We start from the raw sequence: 24,989 nt of genomic DNA, 5'->3' as shown, positions 1-24,989 counted from the left end.
AGGTGTACGGATGGAGAGTCGCGGTGAAGAAGACCTCGACCCGCTTGGCCGACGGTCGTGAGCTGATCTACTACGACCAGCGGGACGACTCGGTGCGCGACGCGGTGGACAAGCGTCCACTGGACCCCACGGTCACCACTTCGGAGGTACGCCGGGACCCGCTGCTCGGCGATTCCGTCGCCGTGGCCTCGCACCGGCAGGGGCGTACGTACCACCCGCCGGCCGACGAGTGCCCGCTCTGCCCCTCGCAGGGCGACCGGCTCAGCGAGATCCCGGACTCCTCGTACGACGTCGCCGTCTTCGAGAACCGTTTCCCCTCCCTGGCCGGCGACTCCGGGCGCTGCGAGGTGGTCTGCTTCACCTCCGACCACAACGCGTCCTTCGCCGACCTCACCGAGGAGCAGGCACGGCTCGTCCTCGACGCGTGGACGGACCGGACGTCCGAGCTGTCGCATCTGCCCTCCGTGGAACAGGTGTTCTGCTTCGAGAATCGCGGCGCCGAGATCGGTGTGACCCTGGGTCACCCGCACGGGCAGATCTACGCCTACCCGTTCACCACGCCCCGCACCGCCCTGATGCTGCGTTCGGTCGCCGCGCACAAGGAGGCCACCGGCGGGGAGAACCTCTTCGACGCCGTCCTGGAGCGTGAACTCGCCGGCGAGCGGGTCGTCCTGGAGGGTGAACACTGGGTCGCCTTCGTGCCGTACGCCGCCCACTGGCCGTACGAGGTGCACCTCTACCCGAAGAAGCGGGTCCCCGACCTGCTCGGGCTCGACGAGGACGCGCGCACAGAGTTTCCCAAGGTCTACCTGGAACTCTTGAGGCGCTTCGACCGGATCTTCGGGGAAGGTGAGCCCGCCACGCCGTACATCGCGGCCTGGCACCAGGCGCCGTTCGGTGAGATGGAGGAATTCGATGAAGGCACAGCCGTCAACCGGGACGACTTCGGGCTCCACCTCGAGCTTTTCACCATCCGCCGCACTTCCGGCAAGCTGAAGTTCCTCGCGGGCTCCGAATCGGGCATGAACGTCTTCATCAACGACGTGCCGCCGGAGTTCGCGGCCCGGCGACTGCGAGAGGTAGCGAGTTCATGAGCGGGAAGTACCTGGTGACCGGTGGAGCCGGCTATGTGGGCGGTGTCGTCGCCCAGCACCTGCTGGAGGCCGGCCACGAGGTCGTCGTCCTCGACAACCTCTCCACCGGCTTCCGCGCGGGCGTCCCGGCGGGCGCCGCCTTCGTCGAGGCCGACATCCGCGACGCCGGCAAGCACCTCGACGACTCCTTCGACGCCGTGCTGCACTTCGCCGCGTTCTCGCAGGTCGGCGAGTCCGTCGTCAAGCCCGAGAAGTACTGGGACAACAACGTCGGCGGCACCATGGCCCTGCTCGCCGCCATGCGCGAGGCCGGCGTTCGCAAGCTCGTCTTCTCCTCGACGGCCGCCACGTACGGCGAGCCCGAGCAGGTCCCGATCCTGGAGACCGCCCCGACCCGGCCCACGAACCCGTACGGCGCCTCGAAGCTGGCGGTCGATCACATGATCACCGGCGAGGCGGCGGCGCACGGGCTGGGCGCGGTGTCCCTGCGGTACTTCAACGTCGCGGGCGCGTACGGCGCGCAGGGCGAGCGGCACGACCCCGAGTCGCACCTCATCCCGCTCGTCCTCCAGGTCGCGCAGGGCCGCCGCGAGGCCGTCTCCGTCTTCGGCGACGACTACCCGACCCCCGACGGCACCTGCGTCCGCGACTACATCCACGTCGCCGACCTCGCCGAGGCCCACCTGCTGGCCGTCGCCGCCGCCCAGCCCGGCGAGCACCTCATCTGCAACCTCGGCAACGGCAACGGCTTCTCCGTCCGCGAGGTCGTCGAGACCGCCCGCACGGTCACCGGGCACCCGATCCCCGAGGTCATGGCCCCGCGCCGGGCCGGCGACCCGGCCGCCCTGGTCGCCGCGGCGGACACCGCCCGCGAGCGCCTCGGCTGGAACCCGTCCCGCGCGGACCTCGCGGGTATCGTCGCGGACGCGTGGGAGTTCGCCCAGCAGATCGCAGGCAGCGCAGGCAGCGCGAGCAGTGCAGTAGCAAGGGAGCAGTAGGTGGGGGCACAGCAGCAGGCCGTCCGGGACGCGTTCTTCACGCTCTACGGGGCGCAGCCCGACGGCGTCTGGGCGGCCCCCGGCCGCGTCAACCTCATCGGTGAGCACACCGACTACAACGACGGCTTCGTGATGCCCTTCGCGCTGCCGCACATCGCCGTCGCGGCGGTCTCCCGCCGTACGGACGGCCGGCTGCGCCTGCACTCGGCCGACCTCGACAGCGGCGTCGCCGAACTCCGCCTGGACGACCTGGCGCCCGGCTCCGACCGGGCCTGGACGGCGTACCCGGCCGGTGTCGTGTGGGCGCTGCGCGAGGCCGGTCACCCGGTCACCGGCGCCGACGTGCACCTGTCGTCGACGGTCCCGTCGGGCGCGGGCCTGTCGTCCTCGGCGGCCCTCGAGGTCGTCGTCGCCCTCGCGCTCAACGACCTCTACGACCTCGGCCTGGCACGCTGGCAGCTCGCCCGCCTGTGCCAGCGCGCGGAGAACGTCTACGTCGGCGCCCCCACCGGCATCATGGACCAGACGGCGTCCGCGTGCTGCGAGTCCGGCCACGCGCTGTTCCTCGACACCCGCGACCTCTCCCAGAAGCAGATCCCCCTCGACCTGGCCGCCGAGGGACTGCGCCTGCTGGTCGTCGACACGCAGGTCACGCACGCGCACAGCGGCGGCGAGTACGGCAAGCGCCGGGCCGGCTGCGAGAAGGGCGCCGCGCTGCTCGGCGTCGACGCCCTGCGGGACATCCCCTACGCCGACCTGGACGCGGCCCTGGCCCGCCTCGGCGACGAGGACGAGGTCCGGCGGCTGGTGCGGCACGTGGTGACGGAGGACCAGCGCGTCGAGCAGGTCGTGGCGCTGCTGGAGTCGGGCGGCGACACCCGTGCCGTCGGGCCGGTCCTGACGGCGGGTCACGCCTCCCTCCGGGACGACTTCCGGGTCTCCTGCCCCGAGCTGGACCTCGTCGTCGACACCGCCCTCGCCGGCGGGGCGCTCGGCGCGCGGATGACCGGCGGCGGCTTCGGCGGCTCGGCGATCGTGCTGGCCGAGGCGACCGACGTCGAGACCCTCACCAAGGCCGTCGAAGAGGCCTTCGCCGCCGCCGGCTTCAAGGCCCCGAGGGTGTTCGAGGCGGTGCCCGCGGCGGGGGCGCGGCGGCTGGGCTGAGCCGAAGGGTGCGGGCGCCCTGCCCGAGGGCGCCCTACCCGAGCCGCTTCGTCAGGGTGTACTCCGTGATGCCCGGCGGGTAGTCCTCGATCACGCACACCACCTCGTAGCCCTGCCGCCGGTAGAACTCCGGGGCCTGGAAGTCCCAGGTCTCCAGGCGTACGCGGGTGCAGCCCCGTTCCCCGGAGGCGACGCGTTCCGCCCGGGCGAGGAGGCGGCTGCCCAGGCCCGTGCCGCGGTGCGGGGCGTCGACCCAGAGGTGGGCGACGTGCAGCCAGGTCGTCCAGGTGTGGCCGACCAGACCGCCGGCGAGCTCGCCCCCGGGGCCGGTCGCCCAGACGTGGAGCGGGGACTCGCGTCCGGCGGGCGTACCGCGCAGGGCGCGCAGGGTCGGAGAGGCCTCGGTGTTGGTGTCGAGGAGCCGGGAACGGAGAAGATCGCGCCGGGTCCTGTCGACTTCTGTCTCAAGACGAAACATGCGGCACACCATAAACGCCCTGGCCAACCAGTTCCGCGTTTTCCCTTCCGCTGTCAGCCCGCGGCCCTACCCTGTGAACAGCACCGGTGGGGGCCGGTGCCGATCAGGGGGCGAGACAGTCGGATACGACGCCCGCGGTGGGGTAGCAGTCTCTGCACGGCGGCGGCCGTGCGGTCATGACACCCCCTCCGGGCGTCGTATCCGCGCCGGTCCCCGTTCTCCGTCTCAGGACCTTTGGGGTGTCCCCGGCTCCGCCAAGGAGCCTGGGGAAGGGGGTTTCGTGGTTCGCATCCGAGTTCTCGTCGTCGACGACCACCGTATTTTCGCCGAGTCGCTCGCCGCGGCGCTGGCGGCCGAGCCCGACGTCGACGTGTCCGCGGCCGGCAGCGGCCCGGCGGCACTGCGCAGTCTGGAGCGCGCGGCCGCCGAGGGCCGCCGCTACGACGTGCTGCTCGTCGACGCCGATCTGGGCGCCGCCCTGCCGGGCATACGGCCCGCCGTACCCGTACGGGAGGTGGGGGAGGACGGGCTCGTCGACGGGATCTCGCTGGTCGCGGGCGTCCACGGCGGGCAGCCGCACATCCGGATCGTCGTCCTCGCCGAGAAGGACGACCCGCGCCGCGCGGCCCTCGCGCTCCAGGCCGGGGCGTCCGGCTGGGTGGCGAAGGACTGCTCGCTGTCGCGGCTGCTGACGGTCATCCGCGGCGTGCTGCGCGAGGAGACCCACCTGCCGCCCGCCCTGCTCACGGGCGTCCTGCGCGAGCTGACCGCCGCCCGCAAGCACCGCACCGAGAGCGAACGGCTCGTCGAGTCCCTCACCCCGAGGGAACGCGAAGTGCTGCGCTGCATGGTCGCGGGGCTGGGTCGCAAGGCCGTCGCCGACCGGCTGTTCCTCTCCCCGCACACCGTCCGCACCCACATGCAGAACGTCCTCGGCAAACTGGGGGTCCACTCCACCCTCGCCGCCGTCGCACTCGCGCGCCGGGCCGGGGTCGGACCGGTCGACCTAGCCGGGGATGTTGTCGAACGGGGCGGTCAACTGGCGTAGCAGGGCGGCCAGATCACCGCGCTGGACGTGTGACAGCTCGGCCAGGATCGCCCGCTCCTGGTCGAGCAGCCCGGCCAGCGCCTGGTCGGCGCGGTCCTTGCCGTCGTCCGTGAGGCGGACCAGCACACCGCGCCGGTCACTCGGGTCCGGCAGTCGCTCCACCAGGCCCTTCTTCGTGAGCCGGTCGATACGGTTCGTCATCGTGCCCGACGTCACCAGCGTCTGCGTCAGCAACTGCCCCGGCGAGAGCTGGTAGGGGGCGCCCGCGCGCCGCAGCGCCGTCAGGACGTCGAACTCCCAGGGCTCCAACTGGTGCTCGGAGAACGCCAGCCGGCGGGCGCGGTCCAGGTGCCGGGCCAGTCTGCTCACCCGGCTGAGTACTTCCAGCGGCTCCACGTCGAGGTCCGGGCGCTCCCGGCGCCACGCTGCGACCAGCCGATCGACCTCGTCCTCCATGACGATCAGTGTAGTGGTTGTGTCGACGTGAAGTCTCTTGATGTCGAGCATCTTCATATCAAGTCTCTTGACATGAAGAGAAGTGGGGCGGGAGAGTACGAGCCATGACGACGACCAACCCCTCCTGGGACCCCGCCCAGTACCTGCGTCACGCCGGCCACCGCGCCCGCCCCTTCACCGACCTCCTCGCCCGCGTCCCCGACCTGCCCGGCGACCCGCCCCGCATCGGAGACCTCGGCTGCGGCCCCGGCAACGTCACCGCCCTCCTCGCCGACCGCTGGCCCACCGCCCGCGTCACCGGCTACGACAACTCGCCCCGGATGCTCGCCGACGCGGCGGCGCACGCCGGTGCGCGCCTCGACTTCGTCCACGCCGACCTCGCCACCTGGGCGCCGACGGAGACGTACGACCTGCTCGTGTCGAACGCCGCCCTGCACTGGGTCCCCGGCCACCTCGACGCCCTCCCCGGCTGGCTGGACGGCCTCGCCCCCGGCGGCACCTTCGCCTTCCAGGTCCCCGACAACCTCGACGCGCCGCTGCACGCCCTCATGCGCGAACTCGGCGGCACGCCCCGCTGGAAGAGCCGCGTCAGCGAGGCGCTGCGCCCCGTGGACTCCGTCCACGCCCCCGCCGTCTACCTCGACCGCCTCGCCCGCCTCGGCTGCGCGACCGACGTCTGGACGACCACGTACCTCCACGTCCTCCAGGGCGACGACCCCGTCCTCGACTGGGCCAAGGGCACCGGCCTGCGCCCCGCCCTCGACGCCCTCGCCGACGACCCCGAGGCCCAGGCCGCCTTCGTCACCGAATACCGCGACCTCCTCCGCAAGGCCTACCAGCCCACCCCGTACGGCACGGTCCTGCCGTTTTGCCGCCTGTTCGCGGTGGCGACGAAGGACCCGCGATGATCACCGCCGTCGACCATGTGCAGCTCGCGGCGCCGCCCGGCTCCGAGGACCGGCTGCGCCGCTTCTACGGCGATGTCCTCGGCATGACCGAGACCCCCAAGCCGGCCGCACTCGCCGCGCGGGGCGGCTGCTGGTTCGAGGCGGGCGAGGTGCGGCTGCATCTGGGGATCGAGGAGGACTTCCGTCCGGCGCGCAAGGCCCATCCGGGGCTGCGGGTCACCGGCATCGAGGCGTACGCCGCCCGGCTGGAGTCCCACGGCACGCGGGTGACCTGGGACACCGGGCTGCCGGGACACCGGCGCTGCTACGTGTGGGACCCGGTGGGCAACCGGCTGGAGTTCCTGGAACCCGGCGTTTGAGCGCCCCGCTCGGGGTTACCTGGGGGGCGTCCATGTCTGATGTGACGGGAGTGATCGACGATGGCGAAGGACGAGAAGGCCAAGGCCAAGAAGGAACAGGCCAAGGGCAAGGCCAAGGAGATGCTCGGCAAGGCCGTGGGCAACGAGAGCATGGAGGCCGAAGGCCGCGCCGGCCAGGCGAAGGGCGACGCCCGCCAGGCAAAGGAAAAGGCCAAGGACACCTTCAAGCACTGACGGGCGCGGTCGGCCGGACGGCGTGCCGGGGGCCGGACGTCACGGCGTCCGGCCCAGGTGAGTGACCAGGATGCGGATCACTTCGTCGTCGATGAGGTACAGGACCCGGTAGTCGCCGACGCGGAGGCGGCGGATGTCCACGCCGTAGGTGAAGGAGTGAAGGGGGCGTGGCGACTCGGCGAGTGCGTCGACGGCCTCGTAGACGGCGGCGAGCCCTGTCGGGTCGTCCTTCAGGAACCGTACGGCCGCGTTCGTCGCGGCGGGCTCCCAGATGATGCCGTAGGTCACGGACGCAGCCCCAGCATGCGTCCGACTTCCTCGTGCGGGATGCCCGGTTCGAGCGTCCCCTCCGCCTTGCGTCGCAGGTAGTCGGCGAGAGCCAGCGAGTCCTCGAGATCCTCTATCACCTGCGGTGAGACGAGCAGCGCCGCCACGTGCCCGTGGTCGGTGAGGGCGATGGTCTCGCGGCTGTGGGCGGCGCGCCGGACCAGGTCGCCGAGCTGGGCACGGGCTGCGCTGATCGTGATCTCAGTCATGCGCCGATGATGACACAAGGTTAATCTAGCGTGCGATTGCTTCACCCTTTCGGGTGTCACGCCTTGCGGTGTCCTATCAGGCGGGGCTTGGCCTCCAGGCCGTCCAGGCCGTGCCAGGCCAGGTTGACCAGGTGGGCCGCCACCTCCGCCTTCTTCGGGCGGCGTACGTCCAGCCACCACTGGCCGGTCAGGGCCACCATGCCGACCAGGGCCTGGGCGTACAGCGGGGCCAGTTTCGGGTCGAAGCCGCGGTTCTTGAACTCGCGGCCCAGAATGTCCTCCACCTGCGTCGCGATGTCCGAGATCAGCGAGGCGAAGGAACCCGTCGACTGGGGGATGGGGGAGTCGCGGACCAGGATGCGGAAACCGTCCGTGTACTCCTCGATGTAGTCGAGGAGCGCGAAGGCCGCCTGTTCGCACAGTTCGCGGGGATGGCCGGCCGTGAGCGACGACGTGACCATGTCCAGCAGGCGCCGCATCTCGCGGTCCACGACCACCGCGTACAGCCCCTCCTTGCCGCCGAAGTGCTCGTACACCACCGGCTTGGACACCCCGGCCTTCGCCGCGATCTCCTCCACCGACGTGCCCTCGAAACCCTTCGCCGCGAACAGGGTGCGACCGATCTCCAGCAACTGCTGACGACGCTCCGCCCCCGTCATACGGGTGCGTCGCACGCGCCGCGGCTTCGCATCACTGCTGGGACTGGAGGTACTGCTGGAGTCGGTCGCCACGACGTCAATCATGCCGCCTCGGCGGTCGCCTTCCCCCGCCGGGAACCGTCCTCACCCGTGTTCCGGCGCGAATCGATACGCGAGCGTGACGGCCAGCGCACGTCGTACGCCCATCCGAGCATCTCGAAGAAGCGGATGAAGCGCGCGGAGGAGTCCACCTGCCCCCGCTCCACCCCGTGCCGCGCCGACGTCGGGTCGGCGTGGTGCAGGTTGTGCCAGGACTCGCCGCACGACAGCACCGCCAGCCACCACACGTTGCCCGACCGGTCCCGCGACTTGAACGGGCGCTTGCCCACCGCGTGACAGATCGAGTTGATCGACCAGGTGACGTGGTGCAGCAGCGCAACCCGCACCAGCGAGCCCCAGAAGAACGCCGTGAACGCGCCCCACCAGGACATCGTCACCAGCCCGCCCACCAGCGGCGGCAGCGCCAGCGACAGCATCGTCCAGAAGATGAACTGCCGCGAGATCGCCCGGATCGCCGGGTCCTTGATCAGATCCGGCGCGTACTTGTCCTGCGGCGTCTGCTCCTCGTCGAACATCCAGGCGATGTGCGCCCACCACAGGCCCTTCATCAGGGCCGGCACCGTCTCCCCGAACCGCCACGGCGAATGCGGGTCGCCCTCCGCGTCGGAGAACTTGTGATGCTTGCGGTGATCCGCCACCCAGCGCACCAGCGGACCCTCCACCGCCATCGACCCCATGATCGCCAGCGCGATCCGCAGCGGCCGCTTCGCCTTGAACGAACCGTGCGTGAAGTACCGGTGGAACCCGATCGTGATGCCGTGGCACCCGAGGAAGTACATGAAGACCAGCAGGCCGATGTCCAGCCAGCTCACCCCCCAGCCCCACGCCAGCGGCACCGCCGCCAGCACTGCCAGGAACGGGACGACGATGAAGATCAGCAGCGTGATCTGCTCGATCGAACGCTTCTGCTCGCCACCCAGGGTGGCCAGGGGCGTAGGGCTGTCGTCGGGCGCCTGCGAAGGGTCTTCGATCACGTTGGAGCCTGTGGTCATGCGCGTCCCCTGGGGGGTCTTGGATTGAGGGAGATGCCGTACCGCGGGAACCGTGCCGTAATTCCTACGGTTCCGTAACCTACGGCATCGTAAGTATGGCAGTGCCCGGCCGGGCGGCAAGAGCCCGCCCATCTGCGCGTCCTCGCGGACACCTATCCTTGGAGACGGTTCGGACAGCGCGGTCCGCTCTGTTTTCTTCCCGGATGTCCGGTCCCCATGCGACGTCCATGCGACGCCCGCCGCGGGGACGGCCTCCGGGTTCCCTCCCGGACGAGCTTCAACACTGCAAGGAGCCGCACCTGTGAGCAGTGCCGACGACCTTGGCCAGGCCACCGCAACGACCAGCACCGAGCTGCGCGCCGACATCCGCCGACTGGGTGACCTGCTCGGCGAGACCCTGGTCCGCCAGGAAGGTCCCGAGCTCCTCGACCTGGTCGAGAAGGTCCGCCGCCTCACCCGCGAGGACGGCGAAGCCGCCGCCGAACTGCTGCGTGGCATCGACCTTACGACCGCGGCCAAGCTGGTCCGCGCCTTCTCCACCTACTTCCACCTCGCCAACGTCACCGAACAGGTCCACCGGGGCCGCGAACTGCGCGAGCGCCGCGCCGCCGAGGGCGGCCTGCTGGCCCGCACCGCCGACCGCCTCAAGGACGCCGACCCCGAGCACGTCCAGCAGACGGTCCGCCACCTCAACGTCCGCCCGGTGTTCACGGCACACCCCACCGAGGCCGCGCGCCGGTCGGTGCTCAACAAGCTCCGGCGCATCGCCGCGCTCCTGGAGACCCCCGTCATCGAGGCCGACCGCCGCCGCCACGACACCCGCCTCGCCGAGAACATCGACCTCGTCTGGCAGACGGACGAACTGCGCGTCGTCCGCCCCGAGCCCGCCGACGAGGCCCGCAACGCCATCTACTACCTCGACGAGCTCCACGCGAACGCCGTCGGCGACGTCCTGGAGGACCTCACCGCCGAACTGGAGCGCGTCGGCGTGAAGCTCCCCGAGAACACGCGCCCCCTCACCTTCGGCACCTGGATCGGCGGCGACCGCGACGGCAACCCCAACGTCACCCCCCAGGTGACCTGGGACGTCCTCATCCTCCAGCACGAGCACGGCATCAACGACGCCCTGGAGATGATCGACGAGCTGCGCGGCTTCCTCTCCAACTCCATCCGCTACACCGGCGCCACCGAGGAACTGCTGGAATCCCTCCAGGGCGACCTGGAGCGGCTGCCCGAGATCAGCCCCCGCTACAAGCGGCTCAACGCCGAGGAGCCCTACCGGCTCAAGGCCACCTGCATCCGGCAGAAGCTGGAGAACACCAAGCAGCGCCTCGCCAAGGGCACCCCGCACGAGCCCGACCGCGACTACCTCGGCACCAGCGAGCTCCTCAGCGACCTCACCCTCATCCAGACCTCGCTGCGCGAGCACCGCGGCGCACTCTTCGCCGACGGCCGCATGAACCGCACCCTGCGCACCCTCGCCGCCTTCGGCCTCCAGCTCGCCACCATGGACGTCCGCGAACACGCCGACGCCCACCACCACGCCCTCGGCCAGCTCTTCGACCGCCTCGGCGAGGAATCCTGGCGGTACACGGACATGCCCCGCGAGTACCGTACGAAGCTGCTGGCCAAGGAGCTGCGCTCGCGCAGGCCGCTCGCGCCCACCCCGGCGCCCGTCGACGCGGCCGGCGAGAAGACGCTCGGCGTCTTCCTCACCGTCAAGCGGGCCCTGGAGGTGTTCGGACCCGAGGTCATCGAGTCGTACGTCATCTCCATGTGCCAGGGCGCCGACGACGTCTTCGCCGCGGCCGTCCTCGCCCGCGAGGCCGGACTGATCGACCTGCACGCCGGCTGGGCGAAGATCGGCATCGTGCCGCTCCTGGAGACCACCGACGAGCTCAAGGCCGCCGACACCATCCTCGAGGACATGCTCTCCGACCCGTCCTACCGGCGCCTCGTCGCGCTGCGCGGCGACGTCCAGGAGGTCATGCTCGGCTACTCCGACTCGTCGAAGTTCGGCGGCATCACGACCTCCCAGTGGGAGATCCACCGCGCCCAGCGCCGCCTGCGCGACGTCGCCCACCGCTACGGCGTCCGGCTGCGCCTCTTCCACGGCCGCGGCGGCACCGTCGGACGCGGCGGCGGCCCCTCCCACGACGCCATCCTCGCCCAGCCCTGGGGCACCCTGGAGGGCGAGATCAAGGTGACCGAACAGGGCGAGGTCATCTCCGACAAGTACCTCATCCCCTCCCTGGCCAGGGAGAACCTGGAACTGACGGTCGCCGCCACCCTCCAGGCCTCCGCCCTGCACACCGCCCCCCGCCAGTCCGACGAGGCCCTCGCCCGCTGGGACGCCGCCATGGACGTCGTCTCCGACGCCGCCCACGACGCCTACCGCACCCTCGTCGAGGACCCCGACCTCCCGCCGTACTTCTTCGCCTCCACCCCCGTCGACCAGCTCGCCGACCTGCACCTCGGCTCCCGCCCCTCGCGCCGGCCCGACTCCGGCGCGGGGCTCGACGGACTGCGCGCCATCCCGTGGGTCTTCGGCTGGACCCAGTCCCGCCAGATCGTCCCCGGCTGGTACGGCGTCGGCTCGGGGCTGAAGGCGCTGCGCGAGGCGGGCCTGCGGAAGGAGGGGGACACCGTCCTGGAGGAGATGCACGGGCAGTGGCACTTCTTCCAGAACTTCATCTCCAACGTCGAGATGACCCTCGCCAAGACCGACCTGCGGATCGCCCAGCACTACGTCGACACGCTCGTCCCCGACGACCTCAAGCACGTCTTCGACCGCATCAGGGCCGAACACGCCCTCACCGTCGCCGAAGTCCTCAGGATCACCGGTGAGCGGGAACTCCTCGACGCCACCCCCGTCCTCAAGCAGACCGTGTCCATCCGCGACGCCTACCTGGACCCCATCTCCTACCTCCAGGTGACCCTGCTGAAGCGGCAGCGCGACGCCGCGGCCGCCGGCGCCGAACCCGACCCGCTGCTCGCCCGCGCCCTGCTCCTCACCGTCAACGGAGTGGCGGCGGGCCTGCGCAACACCGGCTGACCCGCGCCGAACGACACGAGGGCGCCCCCGGGTTCGTACGAACCCGGGGGCGCCCTCACGTCCCACCGGCCGGCCTCGGATCGTCAGATGGTCACGAACGCCGCCGTCAGCAACGCCACCCCCGACCCCGCCAGCAGCCACCCGACCCGGATCCGCCCCAGCCCGCCCGCGACCACCACCGACGCCAGCAGCAGCGCCCCGCCCAGCGGAACCCACGCGAACAGGATGCCCGCCGGACCCGACCGCACCGCCTCGTCGCTGCTCGGCCTGAGCACCACCGCGTACGTCCGCCCCTTGCGCACGGCCACCGACTTCTCGAGCACCACGCGCGCGCGTGCCGCCGACCCCGCCGACACCGGCGTGTACGGCCCCGCACAGGTGTCCTCGCCGCACCGCGTCACCGCGACCGTGCCCTGCTCCCGCCCCTTCGTCAGCATCACCTGGTACGCCGTACCCCAGGAACCCCACACCCCCGCGAGCAGGATCAGCCCGGCGACCGTGCCCATGGCCGCGAGCCGCCCGAACCGCAGGGCGGCGACGGCAGAGGCGTTCTGCGTTCTGCCGGCTTTGTGGGTCCCGCGGGCCTTGTGGGAGGAACCCCTACGGCGATGGGACGGGGATGCTGCTGTGGCAGGCATGGCCGGGATCATTGGCCACGCCCCGGCGGCCCGTCAACCTCGGTGGGTGACAAGTCAGGAGTTGTACGTGGTTTGCGCCCGCTCCAGCCCCTCCAGCACCAGCGCCTCCACCGCGTCGGCCGCCCGGTCCACGAAGTAGTCCAGCTCCTTGCGCTCGGCCGACGAGAAGTCCTTCAGCACGAAGTCCGCCACCTGTATCCGCCCCGGCGGCCGCCCGATCCCGAACCGCACCCGGTGGTACTCCGCGGTCATCGCCTTCGTCATCGACTTCAGCCCGTTGTGCCCGTTGTCGCCGCCGCCCAGCTTCAGCCGCAGCACGCCGTAGTCGATGTCCAGCTCGTCGTGCACGGCGAGGACGTTCGACAACGGCACCTTGTAGAAGTCGCGCAGCGCGTTCACCGGGCCGCCCGACAGGTTCATGAACGACATGGGCTTCGCCAGCACCACCCGCCGGCTGCCCGTCCCCGGCGGACCGATCCGCCCCTCGACGACCTGCGCCTGCGCCTTCCCCGCGCGCTTGAACCTCCCCCCGATCCGCTCGGCCAGCAGATCGGCCACCATGAAACCGACGTTGTGCCGGTTCATGGCGTACTCCGGACCGGGATTGCCGAGCCCCACGATCAGCCAGGGCGCGTTCGCGTCGGTCGTCACGTCCATGTCTCCTTGATACGCGCCAGCCGCCGCCCCCGAAGCTGAAGGGGCGGCGGCTGACAGAACGACTGGGGCCCGAGGATCAGGCCTCGCTGCCCTCGGCGTCGGCGTCGGCCGGGGCCTCCTCCGCCTGGGCGGCCAGGACCTGGAGGACGACCGCGTCCTCGTCGATCGCCAGCGTGGTGCCCTTGGGCAGCGGGATGTCCTTGGCGAGGATGGCCGCGCCGGCCTCCAGGCCCTGGATGGAGACGGTGACCGACTCGGGGATGTGCGTCGCCTCGGTCTCGACGGTCAGCGTGCTCAGCACGTGCTCGAGCAGGTACGCGCCCGGGGCCAGGTCGCCCTCGGTGTGCACGAAGACCTCGACGTTGACCTTCTCGCCGCGCTTCACGGTGAGGAGGTCGACGTGCTCCAGGGCGCGCGAGACCTTGCCGCGCTGCACGGCCTTCGGGATCGCGAGCTGGGTGTTGCCCTCGATCTCCAGGCTGAGCAGGACGTTCGGGGTGCGCAGGGCGAGCTGGAGCTGGTGGCCCGGCAGCGTGATGTGGAGGGGCTCGACACCGTGCCCGTACACCACCGCGGGGACCTGGCCGGCACGCCGGATACGGCGGGAGGCGCCCTTGCCGAACTCGTTGCGGGTCTCGCCGGCCAGCTTGATCTCAGCCATGTTCACTCCTCGTAGAACTGGGGAAAGGTGGTCACCCGGCCAAACCGTCGGCCTGCTACGAAGAGCGCGTCGATAACGGACCGCCGCACCCATGGGTACGGCCTCCCTCGCCGAGCAACTGGGGCAGTCTACTCGGCGGGGAGGCCGCAGAAAAATCGATCAAGCAAGGCGATCAAGCACAGCCGTCAACGGCAGTCGCTCACTGCTCGTCGAACAGGCTCGTCACCGAGCCGTCCTCGAACACCTCGCGCACCGCGTTCGCGATCGTCGGCGCGATCGACAGCACCGTGATCTTGTCCACCTCCAGCTCGCCCGGCGTGGGGAGCGTGTTGGTGAAGATGAACTCGCTCACCTTCGAGTTCTTCAGCCGGTCCGCCGCCGGACCCGACAGCACACCGTGCGTCGCCGTCACGATGACGTCCTCCGCGCCGTGCGCGAACAGCGCGTCCGCGGCCGCGCAGATCGTGCCACCGGTGTCGATCATGTCGTCGACCAGGACACACACCCGGCCCTCGACCTCGCCCACGACCTCGTGGACGGTCACCTGGTTCGCCACGTCCTTGTCGCGCCGCTTGTGCACGATCGCCAGGGGCGCGCCCAGACGGTCGCACCAGCGGTCGGCGACGCGCACACGGCCGGCGTCGGGCGAGACGACCGTCAGCTTCTTGCGGTCCACCTTGCCGCCCACGTAGTCCGCGAGGAGCGGCAGGGCGAACAGATGATCCACCGGGCCGTCGAAGAAGCCCTGGATCTGGTCCGTGTGCAGATCCACCGTCAGAATCCGGTGCGCACCCGCCGTCTTCATCAGGTCCGCGATCAGACGGGCCGAGATCGGCTCCCGCCCACGGTGCTTCTTGTCCTGACGCGCATAACCGTAGAACGGCACGATGACCGTGATCGAACGCGCCGAAGCCCGCTTCAGAGCGTCGATCATGATCAACTGCTCCATGATCCATTTGTTGATCGGCGCGGTGTGGCTCTGGATCAGGAAGCAGTCCGCACCGCGGGCCGACTCCTGGTAGCGGACGTAGATCTCGCCGTTGGCGAAATCGAAGGCCTTCGTCGGGACGACCCCGACCCCCAGCTGGTGGGCGACCTCCTCGGCAAGCTCGGGGTGGGCGCGGCCGGAGAAGAACATCATCTTCTTCTCGCCGGTCGTCTTGATCCCGGTCACAGCACTGTCTCCTCAGAGGTGTTCAGCCAAGGGTGTCGAGAGACCGCGCCACTGGGCGCGACGGGGCCGTCCTGGCTGGTGGGGTGCGGGTGTGTGCTTATCACGGTACGCCGTGTCCGACGCGCCTGTTTCCGGTCAGCTTTCGCTTCCCTCCGGGCGAGAGGCGGGCTCCGCGGCCTTCGCCGCCGCGCTGCCCGGACGCTTGCGGGCCACCCAACCCTCGATATTCCGCTGCTGACCACGGGCCACGGCCAGCGAACCGGGCGGCACGTCCTTCGTGATCACTGAGCCGGCGGCGGTGTACGCGCCGTCCCCGATGGTGACGGGAGCCACAAACATGTTGTCCGAACCCGTCCGGCAGTGCGACCCGACGGTGGTGTGATGCTTGTCCTGTCCGTCGTAGTTCACGAACACGCTCGCCGCGCCGATGTTGGTGTACTCGCCGATCGTCGCGTCGCCCACGTAGGAGAGGTGCGGGACCTTCGTCCCCTCGCCGATGGCGGCGTTCTTCGTCTCCACGTACGTGCCGATCTTGCCCTTCGCCCCGAGCCGCGTGCCGGGACGCAGATAGGCGTACGGCCCCACGGTCGCGTCGGCGCCGACGCGGGCGCCGTCGGCGACCGTGTTGTCGACCCGGGCGCCCGCGCCGACGACGGTGTCCTTCAGCCGGCTGTTGGGGCCGACCTCCGCGCCCTCGCCGAGGTGCGTCGCGCCGTGCAACTGCGTGCCCGGGTGCACGACGGCGTCCCGCTCGAACGTGACCGTCACGTCGACCCACGTCGTCGCCGGGTCGACGACCGTGACGCCCGACAGCATCGCGGCGGTCAGCAGCCGGTCGTTGAGGATCCGGCGGGCCTCGCTCAACTGCACCCGGTTGTTGATCCCGGCGATCTCGCGGTGATCGGCGGCGACGGACGCCCCGACCCGGTGACCGGCCTCGCGGAGGATCCCGAGGACGTCGGTGAGGTACTCCTCGCCCTGGCTGTTGTCCGTGCGCACCTTCTTCAGCGCGTCGGCGAGAAGCTGCCCGTCGAACGCGAACACCCCGGAGTTGATCTCCCGGATCGCCAGCACGGCGTCGGACGCGTCCTTGTGCTCGACGATCCCGGTGACGGCGCCGGAGACGTCGTCCCGCACGATCCGCCCGTACCCGGTCGCGTCCGGCACCTCGGCGGTCAGCACGGTGACGGCGTTGCCGTCCGACTGATGGGTGGCGGCGAGCCGGCCGAGCGTCGCGCCGGTGAGGAGCGGGGTGTCGCCGCAGACGACCACCACGGTCCCGTCGACCCCGCCGCCGAGCTGCTCCAGCCCCATCCGGACGGCGTGCCCGGTGCCGTTCTGCTCCTCCTGCACGGCGGTGCGTACGGCGGCGTCGGCCTCGGCGAGATGCGCGGTGACCTTCTCGCGTGCGTGCCCGACGACGACGACCAGGTTCTCGGGGTCCAGTTCGCGGGCGGCGGCCAGCACATGGCCCACGAGGCTGCGGCCGCAGAGCTCGTGGAGAACCTTCGGTATGGCCGACTTCATACGGGTGCCCTCACCCGCTGCGAGTACGACGACGGCTGCCGGGCGAATGGCGCTCACGGAGTTGCCCTTCGGCTGTGGAGAGGTGGGGACACCCGAAGGATACCGGGGCGTTTCCCGGCGGACATGAGAGCGGGCCCTGACTGTGTAGTCAGGGCCCGGACCGTGTAGGGCTCCCCTGCCAGGACTTGAACCCGGACATATGGCACCAAAAGCCACAGTGCTGCCAATTACACCACAGGGGAATAAATTCGACTAAACCGGACATTTAGTCTGGTCGCCGAGTGGCGCCTCCTACTATGCCGCACCACCAGCCTTCGATGCGACGGTGTAGGTCGGCGCTCTTGAGCACGGCCACCCTGAGACAGCCGTGGTAGCCCTCGCCTGTGTTGGTCCGGTTGGTCTTGGGGTTGTGCCTCTTGAGGCTCGTCTTCAAGAGATCGTCGACGTTGATGCCGACTTGGTCTGCCCAGTAAGCCTCGGCTGCCGATACGTCTGCCGACTCGTGGATGTTGACGGAGAATCGTCGGCGCTCCGGTTCGACGCCGAGAAGGTCGAGCCAGGCCACGAATGCCTTGATCATGGTGGGGTCGCTGTTCACAAAGATGACTCGCCGGTTGGAACCCGGCTTCGCCTTCGATCCCTCGGACCAGTAGAGCCCGACGCCGATCAGGAACAGTTCGCGGGGCGTAACCGGCCCGATCTGGGCGTAGGCCTCGGTCTTCAGCTCTTCCCGCTCGGCGGCGCGGTTCTTGACCGCCCGCTGCACCCCGCGTCGCGCCGCCGTCGTGTCCGCGGGCCTCCGTCGCGGTGAGGGCAGGTCCCGCACCCAAAGTGACACCGAACTCTTCGAGCACCCCAGCTCCGCCTGGATCTGGTCGTACGTCCAGCCCCGCTGTCGTAGCTCCCGCGCCTTCTCGCGGAGGTCGTCCTTCGCTCGCGGGCGTTTCGTCCACTCCGGGGGTGGCTCGCCCTCGACGAGGCGTTGAAGGGTGTCCTTGTTGTGGACCTGGAGTTCGTCGCGGATCTGCCGAAGGCTGAGCCCCGCCCGCCGCAAGCCAATCGCTCGTTCCCGTAGCGCCTCGAAGTCACCGTAGTTGCCGCCTGCATGTGTCATACGCATACCGTCCGGCCGGAATGCCTGCTTCCGGCCCCGAACGGGCGCGGTTCACCAGTTCGAGGGATACCGGTGGGTTTCGATGGTGTCCGGTTACGCGAGTGGTGTGGGGCGGTCGGGGAAAGTCGCCGGAAAAGGCGGGGGGCGCGCCCGTAGGCTGGGGGCATGACCATGACGGGGGAAGAGGACGCGGCGGCCCGGGGAGGGCCGTTGTGGTGGACCAGATGGCGTAGCGCGGCGTTCGACTGGGGCCTGGGGCTCGTGTCCGCCGTGGAGTGCGCGGTGGAGGGGGTTCCGTTCGCGCGGGACGCCGGGATCCCGGTGGCGGTGGGGATCGTGTTCGGGCTGCTCGCCGGGTCGGTGCTGGTGGTGCGGCGGAAGTGGCCCATCGCCGTGGTGCTGGTCGCGATCGCCGTCACGCCGGCCCAGATGGGCTTCCTGATGGGCATCGTCGGGCTGTACACGCTCGCCGCGTCCGAGCTGCCTCGGCGGATGGTCGTCTCGCTCGCGGGGATGCAGCTCGTGGGGACGTTGATCGTGACGTTCGTGCGGGTGCGGCAGAGCATGGCGCGGGGGACGTCGACGATGGGGGACTGGTTCGTCCCGTTCGCCGCGATCGCGACGTCGCTGGGGCTCACCGCGCCGCCGCTGCTGCTCGGGCTGTACATCGGCGCCCACCGGCGGCTGATGGAGAGTCTGCGGGAGCGGGCGGACAGCCTTGAGCGGGAGTTGCAGCTGCTCGCGGAGCGGGCGGAGGAGCGGGCGGAGTGGGCGCGCGGCGAGGAGCGGACCCGGATCGCGCGGGAGATGCATGACGTCGTCGCGCACCGGGTGAGTCTGATGGTCGTGCACGCCGCCGCGTTGCAGGCCATCGCGCCGAAGGATCCCGAGAAGGCGGTGCGCAACGCGGCCCTGGTCGGGGACATGGGGCGGCAGGCGTTGACCGAGTTGCGGGAGATGCTCGGGGTGTTGCGCAGTGGCGGTCCCCGGGAGCGGTCGGCGTCGGTGCCGTTGGTGGCGGTGACGGTGGCCGCGGTGATGGCGGAGGGGGAGGGGCTGGAGGGGCCTTCTCTGGAGGAGCTGGAGGAGTTGGTGGGGCAGTCGGCGGCCGCGGGGATGGTGGTGGAGCTGTCGGTGGAGGGGGAGACGCGGTCGTATGCGCCGGAGATCGAGCAGACGGCGTACCGGGTGGTGCAGGAGGCGTTGACGAACGTTCACAAGCACGCGGCGGGTGCGAAGACGCAGGTGCGGTTGGCGCACCGGGTGGCGGAGATCGCGATGCAGGTGGAGAACGGGCCGCCGCCGGAGGTGGGGTCGGCGTCGGCGGCGGGGTTGCCGTCGGGGGGGAACGGGCTGGTGGGGATGAAGGAGCGGGTGGTGGCGTTGGGCGGGGTGTTCGTGTCGGGGCCGACGGAGGCGGGGGGCTTCCGGGTGTCGGCGGTGATTCCGGCGGCGGCGTAGGCCGGCCGGTTTTTCGGGGCGGGGCCGGGCGGGGGCTCAGCCGGCTGTCAGGCGGACGGGTTCGATGCCGGCGGTGAGGGCGCCGAGGGCCTGGTCGATGTCGGGGCCGAGGTACCAGTCGCCGGTGTGGTCGAGGGTGTAGACGCGGCCCGCGGCGTCGATGGCGAGGAGCGCGTGCGTGTCGGTCTCGGCGCCGAGGGGGCTGACGTCGGTGTCGAGGGCGCGGCCGAGGTCGGCGAGGGTGCGGGCGAGGTGCAGGCCGTGGAGGGGGTCGAGGTGGAGGGCGGTGGGGGCGACCTGGCGGCCGGGGCCGGTGGGGTTGATGGTGAGTCCGCCGAACTCGGCCCAGGCCTCGACGGCGGCGGGGAAGACGGCGTGCCGGTGGCCGGCGGGTGAGGTGTGTTCGCGGAGGGCGTCGGCCCAGATCTCGGCCTGCTTGATGTCCCAGCGCCCGGGTTGCCAGCCGGCGGCGCGCAGGGCGGCGTCGACGGTCACGGGGAAGCGCGTGGTGGAGGTGCGGTCGGGGTGCATCTGCCCTTCGTTCGTCCGTTCGTCGTTCGTCGCTCTTGGTTCGTCGTTCGTGGTTCGTCGTTCGTGGTTCGTCGGGATGGTGGTGTTCGGGGTGGTTCGGGGTGGTGGTGTGAGGTCCGGCGTCAGTCGTTCGTCGTCGGGTTGACGACGCGGACGCCGAAGTGGTCGCTGAGGGCGGTGCAGGCGCGGCAGGGGGTGGCGAAGCTGCCGTGGAGGGGGTCGCCGTCCTCGCGGATGCGGCGGGTGGTGAGTTTGGCTTGTTTCAGGGTTTTACGGGCCTCGCCGTTGGTCATCGGTCTGCGGGCGGAGCGTCTGCTGCGGGCGGCGTCGGCGGCGGCGATGTGACGGGAGATGAGGAGCGCCTCGGCGCAGCGGCCGGTGAAGCGGTCGCGCTGGTCGCTGGTGAGGGTGTCCAGGAAGTCCTGGACGAGGGGGTGCAGGGGTGGCGGCTGGTCGCCGCGGGCGGCGGTGCCGGTGAGGGTGGCGCCGCGGACGGAGAGGGCGGCGGCGACGGTCGGGAGTATGCCGTCGCGGCGGTGGCGGAGCGTGGGGGCGTGCGGGGCCTCGGTGGCGGACCAGCCGATACGGGGGTCGCCGCCGGGACCGGTGTACGGGCCGGCGTAGGGACCGGTGTACGGGCCGTCGTGTGGGCCACCGCGTGGGCCGGCCTGCGAGTCGGCGTGCGGGCCGGTGTGCGGGTCGCCGGTCCGGCCGGTGTGTGGCCCCGTCTGTGTCGCGTTCATGTTGGTCATCCCCTCCCGAGCATCCCCCCGGACGTCACAGGGTGCCAAATGCCATGCCGCGTGCGGTAGCTGGGGCGGTGCGACACGCCCGGGTTTGGGCGGGCTGTCACGGCAGGGTGACGGCTGGTCACGGAAGCGGAGCGCCGATGACCGCCGTCGTCGTACCGCATAGGCTGTCGGCACCGTGATGCGCGCGGTTGACGCGCGTTGGAGATTGTTGGAGACAGTCGATACGGGGCGTGGTGGGTCGGGACCGGAAGCGGAACCGGCCGCTGCGGGCCGTACAGAGTGCCGCAGGGGGCAACCGCCATGACTACAGGTCGGCTCGGGCAGCAAGCCGCGCCGCCGAACGCCGCCTACGCCGGGCAGGTCGTGCATTTCCCGGATCCGGTCCGGGCGACACGGCACCCGAGGGGCGTGCGGGTGGACGAGCGGGGCTACCCGGATTTCTCGCCGTACGCGCGGGCGGTCGCGGAGATCGCGGATCCGCCGGAGGGCTTCGGCGTGGACGAGCTGCGGTTGACGGACTACGTGTCGGCGAACGCGGCGCTGGCGGCGTCGGGGCACGAACTGTGGGACACGGTGCCGGCGGTGGCGACTCCGCACGGCTGGACGTGGCATCACGCGGTCGGTTCGCGGCGGCTGGAACTGGTTCCGGTCGAGGTGAAGGCGCTGCTGCGGCATCACGGCGGCGTGTCGACGGCGGTGGTGGACCAGTCGAAGCGGGGCACACGGCCGTTGCAGGAGACGCGTCCGGCGCACTTCGGGCTGCCGAAGTCGGGCGTGGCCGTGACGGAGCAGCAGGTGCAGGGCGTCGAGGAGGACCTCGGGTACCGGCTGCCGGGCGCGTACCGGTCGTTCGTGAAGGCGGCGGGCGGCTGCGCGCCGGTGGGCACGGCGTTGGACGCGGAGCTGGGGCTGCTGGTGGACCAGCCGTTCTTCACCGTGCGGGACGAGGCCGCGGTCAACGACCTCGTGTATGTCAACAAGTGTCTGCGTGATCATCTGACGAAGGACTACCTGGGCGTCGGTTTCGTGCAGGGCGGGCTGCTGGCCGTGAAGGTGAAGGGCGAGCGGGCCGGTTCGGTGTGGTTCTGCGCGTACGACGACGTGCGGGACGTGGATCCGGGGTGGTCGCCGGCGGAGCGCATGGAGCGGCTGCTGCTGCCGTGCGGCGCGGACTTCGACGTCTTCCTGTCGCGTCTGGCCGGTAATCCGCCGGAGTTGGAGACGGTGGCGAACCTGATGGTGGACGGCGGTTTCGCGCGGGCCGTCCCGGTGCCGTCCGCGTCGTCCGGGCCGTCTGTGCAGTCTGTGTCGTCGTCCGTGGGTGTGGGGGAGTGAGCTGACCGATGGTGACGTTCGCGCAGGCGCAGGAGCGCGCCGAAGAGTGGATCAACGGCGATGTGCCGGCGTACCAGCATCGTGAGGTGCGGGTACGGGAGTTCGGCCTCGGGTTCGTGGTGTGGGCGGAGGACCGTGCGGAGGGGCCGCGTTCGGACGGGGGCGCGCAGCGGCTGGTGATCGCCCGGGACAGCGGCGAGGCCACGTTGTGGCCCGCGGTGGCCGTGGGTGAGGTGATCCGCCGGTACGAGGAGGAGTACGGCCGTCCCGACGCCCCCGCCGACGCGGCGCCGGCGCCCGCGGCGCGGGTGGACCTGAACCAGACGTCGTTCTTGTTGTCGCCGCCGGAGTGGTTGCAGGAGGCGGCGGACAAGCTGGGGATCACGGAGGGGCGGGGGCTTGGTTCGGGCTCCGGCTCGGGTTCGGCTTCCGGTTTCGGTTCGGGTTCGGGCGAGGGTGCGGGTGCGCCCGGGGGGCTCGATCCCTCGCTTCCGCAGACGCAGGCCGGGGTGCCCATGGGTCCGGGTGCCGGGTCGGTGCCGGGTGCCGGTGCGGCCGCTGTTCCGGCGGCTCCTGTGCCTCCCGTCGGGGCGACGCCGTGGGCGGGTACGGACACCAACGGCGACGCCGGTGACGACCGTTCCGTCCCGTTGCCCGCGACCGTGTTCGCGCCGCCGCTGAGCGGTTCCGACGACGAGCCGATGCCGCCGACGGCAGCGCCGGAAGCCAAGACGGCGCTCATGTCGGGCGGCAGCCAACTCCCGCGTACGGCGGTTTCGCCCGCGCTCGACGATTCGGGCGCGCCGCCGTCTCCGCTGCCTTCTCCGCCGTCGGGCGAGTCGTCGTCGTACGGCTATCCGCAGGGGCCGGGTGCGCCTGGTGGGCCGGGTGGGTCCTCGTATGGGTATCCGCAGGGTGCGGGTGGTCCGTCGGTGCCGGGTGGTGCGGGCGGTCTGGGTGCGCCTGGTGGGCCGGGTGGGTCCTCGTATGGGTATCCGCAGGGTGCGGGTGGTCCGTCGGTGCCGGGTGGTGCGGGCGGTCTGGGTGCGCCTGGTGGGCCGGGTGGGTCCTCGTACGGGTATCCGCAGGGTGCCGGTGGTTCCTCGGCTCCGGGTGGTCCGGGTGCGCCTGCGCGGTCGCTCGCGCCGAACGCCAGTGACATCGCCGACGCCGCGACCAGCAAGGCGGCGCCGCCTCCGCGTCGTAACCGTGGCGCGGGGGCGCCGCCGCCTCCGCCGGGCGCGCCGGGGATGCCGGGTGCGCGGCCGGGGAACACGCCTCCTCCGCCGCCTTCGGGACCGGGGGCGCCCGGTACTCCGGCGGGCGGCTATGTGCCCACGCAGCTTGTGTCGGCCCTGGGGCCTGAGGGGCTGGCGGGGCCGGGAGGTCCGTCCGGTTCAGCAGGTCCGGCGGGGCCTGGGGCGGGGGGTGCGCCGCAGCCTCCCGGTCCGCCGAATCCGCCGGGTGCGCCGAGTCAGCCCGGTGCGCCGAACGCGCCCGCCGGTCCGAATCCGCCCGGGGGCACGCCTCCCGGCGGCGTTCACCATGCCGCGACGATGCTTGCCGACCCCGGTCGGATGGGGCCGCCCGGTGCGGGGGGTGCACCGCAGCCGCCGCAGGCTCCGGGTGCCCCTGGCGCTCCGGGTGCTCCCGGTGCCCCGGGTGCTCCCGGTGCCCCGGGTATGCCGGGTGTGCCCGGTGTGCACGGCTCCCCGGGGGGCGCGCAGGGTGCCGTTCACCACGCGCAGACCATGCTGGCCGGGCCTCCGGCCGGTGGCCCCGGTGTGCCTCCGCCGCCGCAGGCTCCCGGCGCTCCTCCCGGTTTCCCGGGCGCTCCGGGCGCGCCCGGTATGGCTCCGCACGCCCCTGGCATGGCTCCGGGCGCCCCCGGTATGGCCCCCGGCGCTCACCAGCCCCCGATGCCGCCGCCCGGTGCGATGCCGCCGCCGGGTGGGCCTGTGCCGGGGCAGCCGCCCGGGTACGGGTACCCGCAGCAGCCGGGGTTGCCCACGGTCGGACCGGGTTATCAGGCCGTGCTGCGCTACCGCGCGCAGGACGGTTCGGAGCAGCAGTTGATCCGGCGCTCCGCGCCGGGGACACCGCACCCGGAGTGGCAGATCTTCCACGAGCTGCGGGCGATGAACGTGCCGCCGGACCAGGTGCTGGAGCTGCACACGGAGCTGGAGTCGTGCGAGCTGCCGGGCGCGTACTGCGCGCGGATGATCCGGGAGCAGTGGCCGCAGGCGCGGATCACGAGCATCGCGCCGTACGGCACGGACCACGCGAGCCGGCAGCAGGGCATGCAGCAACTCCTCGCCCACCAGGGCGAGTTGCACCAGGTCGCCGACGGGCCGGCCCGTCCGGCGCCGGTGCGTGCGCCGTTGCCTCCCGTGCAGCCGGTGCCGCCGGTTCCGCCGGAGGCGATCGGGCAGGAGCTGGCGGCGGTGTTCGGGCCGTCGGTGTTCCGGTTCGAGCAGGCCGCGGTGTCCCGGCAGGGCGTGCCGCCGGTCGTGGCGCACACGCTGGTCGTGGCGGGGCTGCCGGCCGACATGGGGCCCTTCTTCTGGGCGCAGGCCCAGCCGGGCCGTCCGGTGCCGACGCTGGCGGAGCTGGCGGCCGAGCGGGGTGTGCAGCCGGCCCCGGACGCGGGCTCGTACCTCGTCATGGGCAGCGACTTCGGCAAGGCGGTCTGCGTGCAGTACGGGACGGCGAACATCGTCGCCGTGCCCGTGGAGGCGGGGCCGGGCGGTGCGCCCGTACCGCCGCAGTTCGTGAACACCGGGCTGCCGGAGTTCGCGCGCTGCCTGGCGCTGCTCGGGCGGATGTGGCGGCTGCGGTTCGGGCTGAACCAGGAGCAGGCGGGGCGCTGGACCGTCGACTTCCAGGCGCAGTTGGCCTCGCTGGACCCGGCGGCGCTCGGTTCGCCGGAGAGCTGGTGGTCGGTGCTGCTGGAGCAGATGTGGGACGGGCTGCTGTGAGGCGTGCGTCCCGCTGACACGCGTGGAGCGAGGGCCGGACCCGGTCGTTTGACCGGGTCCGGCCCTTTTGTATTCAGGCTT

Annotated in this window: 25 protein-coding genes and 1 tRNA gene; 11 read left to right on the top strand and 15 right to left on the bottom strand. The window is 71.5% G+C overall.

Annotation, left to right across the window (positions count from 1 at the left end; all coding sequences use genetic code 11):
- Nucleotides 1-23: 23 nt before the first annotated feature.
- Genes galT through galK form a run of 3 tightly spaced genes read left to right on the top strand, consistent with a single transcriptional unit; the run spans nt 24 to nt 3,256 of the window.
- The gene (gene galT, locus OG352_RS17765) at nt 24-1,094 is read left to right on the top strand and encodes a galactose-1-phosphate uridylyltransferase (protein ID WP_329218072.1); all 1,071 of its coding nucleotides are present in this window, start codon (nt 24-26) and stop codon (nt 1,092-1,094) included.
- Nucleotides 1,091-2,092 (top strand): UDP-glucose 4-epimerase GalE, encoded by a 1,002-nt coding sequence (galE, locus tag OG352_RS17760; protein ID WP_329218070.1) that lies wholly within the window; start codon nt 1,091-1,093, stop codon nt 2,090-2,092. The genes galT and galE overlap by 4 nt, the downstream gene beginning before the upstream one ends.
- A complete protein-coding gene (galK, locus tag OG352_RS17755; RefSeq protein WP_329218069.1) occupies nt 2,093-3,256 on the top strand; it encodes a galactokinase in 1,164 nt (387 codons plus the stop codon).
- A 34-nt stretch (nt 3,257-3,290) separates the two neighbouring features.
- Here the strand turns inward: galK and OG352_RS17750 are convergent, their stop codons facing one another.
- On the bottom strand, nt 3,291-3,734 hold the full coding sequence (locus OG352_RS17750) for a GNAT family N-acetyltransferase (protein WP_329218067.1): 444 nt from the start codon (nt 3,732-3,734) through the stop codon (nt 3,291-3,293).
- A gap of 280 nt (nt 3,735-4,014) precedes the next feature.
- On the opposite strand from OG352_RS17750, the gene OG352_RS17745 reads away from it, so the two are divergent.
- Entirely contained in the window at nt 4,015-4,782 is a 768-nt protein-coding gene (locus OG352_RS17745; RefSeq protein WP_329218066.1) for a response regulator transcription factor, read from the top strand.
- Here OG352_RS17745 and OG352_RS17740 read toward each other — a convergent pair.
- Nucleotides 4,741-5,238, bottom strand: a complete 498-nt coding sequence (locus OG352_RS17740) for a MarR family winged helix-turn-helix transcriptional regulator (protein ID WP_093776957.1) — start codon at nt 5,236-5,238, stop codon at nt 4,741-4,743. The genes OG352_RS17745 and OG352_RS17740 overlap by 42 nt on opposite strands.
- Nucleotides 5,239-5,342: 104 nt before the next feature.
- Here OG352_RS17740 and OG352_RS17735 point away from each other — a divergent pair, with 104 nt between their 5' ends.
- From OG352_RS17735 to OG352_RS17725, 3 genes are read left to right on the top strand one after another with little or no spacing between them, the layout of a single operon-like run.
- The gene (locus tag OG352_RS17735; protein ID WP_329218065.1) at nt 5,343-6,146 is read left to right on the top strand and encodes a trans-aconitate 2-methyltransferase; all 804 of its coding nucleotides are present in this window, start codon (nt 5,343-5,345) and stop codon (nt 6,144-6,146) included.
- Nucleotides 6,143-6,505 (top strand): VOC family protein, encoded by a 363-nt coding sequence (locus OG352_RS17730; RefSeq protein ID WP_329218063.1) that lies wholly within the window; start codon nt 6,143-6,145, stop codon nt 6,503-6,505. Before OG352_RS17735 ends, OG352_RS17730 begins: the two co-directional genes overlap by 4 nt.
- A gap of 60 nt (nt 6,506-6,565) precedes the next feature.
- A complete protein-coding gene (locus OG352_RS17725; RefSeq protein ID WP_093776953.1) occupies nt 6,566-6,739 on the top strand; it encodes a CsbD family protein in 174 nt (57 codons plus the stop codon).
- Between the two features lie 39 nt (nt 6,740-6,778).
- Here OG352_RS17725 and OG352_RS17720 read toward each other — a convergent pair whose 3' ends face one another.
- The 4 genes from OG352_RS17720 to OG352_RS17705 are packed head-to-tail and all read right to left on the bottom strand — an operon-like array spanning nt 6,779 to nt 9,025.
- The gene (locus OG352_RS17720; RefSeq protein ID WP_329218062.1) at nt 6,779-7,027 is read right to left on the bottom strand and encodes a type II toxin-antitoxin system RelE family toxin; all 249 of its coding nucleotides are present in this window, start codon (nt 7,025-7,027) and stop codon (nt 6,779-6,781) included.
- Nucleotides 7,024-7,275 (bottom strand): type II toxin-antitoxin system Phd/YefM family antitoxin, encoded by a 252-nt coding sequence (locus tag OG352_RS17715; RefSeq protein WP_329218060.1) that lies wholly within the window; start codon nt 7,273-7,275, stop codon nt 7,024-7,026. Before OG352_RS17715 ends, OG352_RS17720 begins: the two co-directional genes overlap by 4 nt.
- 56 nt (nt 7,276-7,331) lie before the next feature.
- Nucleotides 7,332-8,018, bottom strand: a complete 687-nt coding sequence (locus OG352_RS17710; RefSeq protein ID WP_329218058.1) for a TetR/AcrR family transcriptional regulator — start codon at nt 8,016-8,018, stop codon at nt 7,332-7,334.
- Nucleotides 8,015-9,025, bottom strand: coding sequence for an acyl-CoA desaturase (locus OG352_RS17705; RefSeq protein WP_329218056.1), 1,011 nt, complete (start codon nt 9,023-9,025; stop codon nt 8,015-8,017). The genes OG352_RS17710 and OG352_RS17705 overlap by 4 nt, the downstream gene beginning before the upstream one ends.
- A 301-nt stretch (nt 9,026-9,326) precedes the next feature.
- On the opposite strand from OG352_RS17705, the gene ppc reads away from it, so the two are divergent.
- A complete protein-coding gene (gene ppc, locus OG352_RS17700) occupies nt 9,327-12,080 on the top strand; it encodes a phosphoenolpyruvate carboxylase (protein WP_329218055.1) in 2,754 nt (917 codons plus the stop codon).
- An 83-nt stretch (nt 12,081-12,163) separates the two neighbouring features.
- On the opposite strand, the gene OG352_RS17695 is transcribed toward ppc, so the two are convergent.
- The 7 genes from OG352_RS17695 to OG352_RS17665 form a co-directional block, all read right to left on the bottom strand.
- The gene (locus tag OG352_RS17695; protein ID WP_443072295.1) at nt 12,164-12,718 is read right to left on the bottom strand and encodes a hypothetical protein; all 555 of its coding nucleotides are present in this window, start codon (nt 12,716-12,718) and stop codon (nt 12,164-12,166) included.
- 54 nt (nt 12,719-12,772) lie between these two features.
- Entirely contained in the window at nt 12,773-13,375 is a 603-nt protein-coding gene (gene pth / locus OG352_RS17690) for an aminoacyl-tRNA hydrolase (RefSeq protein ID WP_329218052.1), read from the bottom strand.
- Nucleotides 13,376-13,451: 76 nt separating this feature from the next.
- Complete coding sequence (locus OG352_RS17685; protein ID WP_329218051.1) at nt 13,452-14,036, bottom strand: 50S ribosomal protein L25/general stress protein Ctc; 585 nt, start codon at nt 14,034-14,036, stop codon at nt 13,452-13,454.
- A gap of 199 nt (nt 14,037-14,235) precedes the next feature.
- Nucleotides 14,236-15,210, bottom strand: coding sequence for a ribose-phosphate diphosphokinase (locus OG352_RS17680; RefSeq protein ID WP_329218050.1), 975 nt, complete (start codon nt 15,208-15,210; stop codon nt 14,236-14,238).
- Nucleotides 15,211-15,345: 135 nt separating this feature from the next.
- Nucleotides 15,346-16,794: a bifunctional UDP-N-acetylglucosamine diphosphorylase/glucosamine-1-phosphate N-acetyltransferase GlmU gene (gene glmU / locus OG352_RS17675; protein ID WP_329218049.1), complete on the bottom strand. Its 1,449-nt coding sequence runs from the start codon at nt 16,792-16,794 to the stop codon at nt 15,346-15,348.
- Between the two features lie 113 nt (nt 16,795-16,907).
- Nucleotides 16,908-16,979 (bottom strand) — tRNA-Gln (locus tag OG352_RS17670).
- Nucleotides 16,980-17,002: 23 nt separating this feature from the next.
- The gene (locus tag OG352_RS17665; RefSeq protein WP_329218047.1) at nt 17,003-17,851 is read right to left on the bottom strand and encodes a hypothetical protein; all 849 of its coding nucleotides are present in this window, start codon (nt 17,849-17,851) and stop codon (nt 17,003-17,005) included.
- 165 nt (nt 17,852-18,016) lie between these two features.
- On the opposite strand from OG352_RS17665, the gene OG352_RS17660 reads away from it, so the two are divergent.
- Nucleotides 18,017-19,312, top strand: a complete 1,296-nt coding sequence (locus OG352_RS17660) for a sensor histidine kinase (protein ID WP_329218045.1) — start codon at nt 18,017-18,019, stop codon at nt 19,310-19,312.
- A gap of 36 nt (nt 19,313-19,348) precedes the next feature.
- On the opposite strand, the gene OG352_RS17655 is transcribed toward OG352_RS17660, so the two are convergent.
- Complete coding sequence (locus OG352_RS17655; protein WP_329218043.1) at nt 19,349-19,843, bottom strand: SUKH-3 domain-containing protein; 495 nt, start codon at nt 19,841-19,843, stop codon at nt 19,349-19,351.
- 122 nt (nt 19,844-19,965) lie between these two features.
- Entirely contained in the window at nt 19,966-20,586 is a 621-nt protein-coding gene (locus tag OG352_RS17650) for a YwqJ-related putative deaminase (protein ID WP_329218042.1), read from the bottom strand.
- Nucleotides 20,587-20,895: 309 nt separating this feature from the next.
- Here OG352_RS17650 and OG352_RS17645 point away from each other — a divergent pair, with 309 nt between their 5' ends.
- Together OG352_RS17645 and OG352_RS17640 are read left to right on the top strand one after the other, a co-directional pair.
- On the top strand, nt 20,896-21,930 hold the full coding sequence (locus tag OG352_RS17645) for an SMI1/KNR4 family protein (protein WP_329218041.1): 1,035 nt from the start codon (nt 20,896-20,898) through the stop codon (nt 21,928-21,930).
- An 8-nt stretch (nt 21,931-21,938) separates the two neighbouring features.
- Nucleotides 21,939-24,908, top strand: a complete 2,970-nt coding sequence (locus OG352_RS17640; protein ID WP_329218039.1) for an SUKH-4 family immunity protein — start codon at nt 21,939-21,941, stop codon at nt 24,906-24,908.
- Nucleotides 24,909-24,989 lie beyond the last annotated feature (81 nt).

It is taken from the genome of Streptomyces sp. NBC_01485, assembly GCF_036227125.1.
Taxonomy (GTDB): Bacteria; Actinomycetota; Actinomycetes; order Streptomycetales; family Streptomycetaceae; genus Streptomyces.
Note: the sequence above shows the minus strand (reverse complement) of the source record. Positions and strands in the feature narration are given on the sequence as shown.

Bases quoted from the DNA above. Each gene is read 5' to 3' on its own strand.
- galE (WP_329218070.1), top strand. From the start codon at position 1,091: ATGAGCGGGAAGTACCTGGTGACCGGTGGAGCCGGCTATGTGGGCGGT.
- OG352_RS17750 (WP_329218067.1), bottom strand. From the start codon at position 3,734: ATGTTTCGTCTTGAGACAGAAGTCGACAGGACCCGGCGCGATCTTCTC.
- OG352_RS17740 (WP_093776957.1), bottom strand. From the start codon at position 5,238: ATGGAGGACGAGGTCGATCGGCTGGTCGCAGCGTGGCGCCGGGAGCGC.
- OG352_RS17735 (WP_329218065.1), top strand. From the start codon at position 5,343: ATGACGACGACCAACCCCTCCTGGGACCCCGCCCAGTACCTGCGTCAC.
- OG352_RS17730 (WP_329218063.1), top strand. From the start codon at position 6,143: ATGATCACCGCCGTCGACCATGTGCAGCTCGCGGCGCCGCCCGGCTCC.
- OG352_RS17725 (WP_093776953.1), top strand. From the start codon at position 6,566: ATGGCGAAGGACGAGAAGGCCAAGGCCAAGAAGGAACAGGCCAAGGGC.
- OG352_RS17715 (WP_329218060.1), bottom strand. From the start codon at position 7,275: ATGACTGAGATCACGATCAGCGCAGCCCGTGCCCAGCTCGGCGACCTG.
- OG352_RS17710 (WP_329218058.1), bottom strand. From the start codon at position 8,018: ATGATTGACGTCGTGGCGACCGACTCCAGCAGTACCTCCAGTCCCAGC.
- OG352_RS17705 (WP_329218056.1), bottom strand. From the start codon at position 9,025: ATGACCACAGGCTCCAACGTGATCGAAGACCCTTCGCAGGCGCCCGAC.
- OG352_RS17695 (WP_443072295.1), bottom strand. From the start codon at position 12,718: ATGCCTGCCACAGCAGCATCCCCGTCCCATCGCCGTAGGGGTTCCTCC.
- pth (WP_329218052.1), bottom strand. From the start codon at position 13,375: ATGGACGTGACGACCGACGCGAACGCGCCCTGGCTGATCGTGGGGCTC.
- OG352_RS17685 (WP_329218051.1), bottom strand. From the start codon at position 14,036: ATGGCTGAGATCAAGCTGGCCGGCGAGACCCGCAACGAGTTCGGCAAG.
- OG352_RS17665 (WP_329218047.1), bottom strand. From the start codon at position 17,851: ATGACACATGCAGGCGGCAACTACGGTGACTTCGAGGCGCTACGGGAA.
- OG352_RS17660 (WP_329218045.1), top strand. From the start codon at position 18,017: ATGACCATGACGGGGGAAGAGGACGCGGCGGCCCGGGGAGGGCCGTTG.
- OG352_RS17655 (WP_329218043.1), bottom strand. From the start codon at position 19,843: ATGCACCCCGACCGCACCTCCACCACGCGCTTCCCCGTGACCGTCGAC.
- OG352_RS17650 (WP_329218042.1), bottom strand. From the start codon at position 20,586: ATGAACGCGACACAGACGGGGCCACACACCGGCCGGACCGGCGACCCG.
- OG352_RS17645 (WP_329218041.1), top strand. From the start codon at position 20,896: ATGACTACAGGTCGGCTCGGGCAGCAAGCCGCGCCGCCGAACGCCGCC.
- OG352_RS17640 (WP_329218039.1), top strand. From the start codon at position 21,939: ATGGTGACGTTCGCGCAGGCGCAGGAGCGCGCCGAAGAGTGGATCAAC.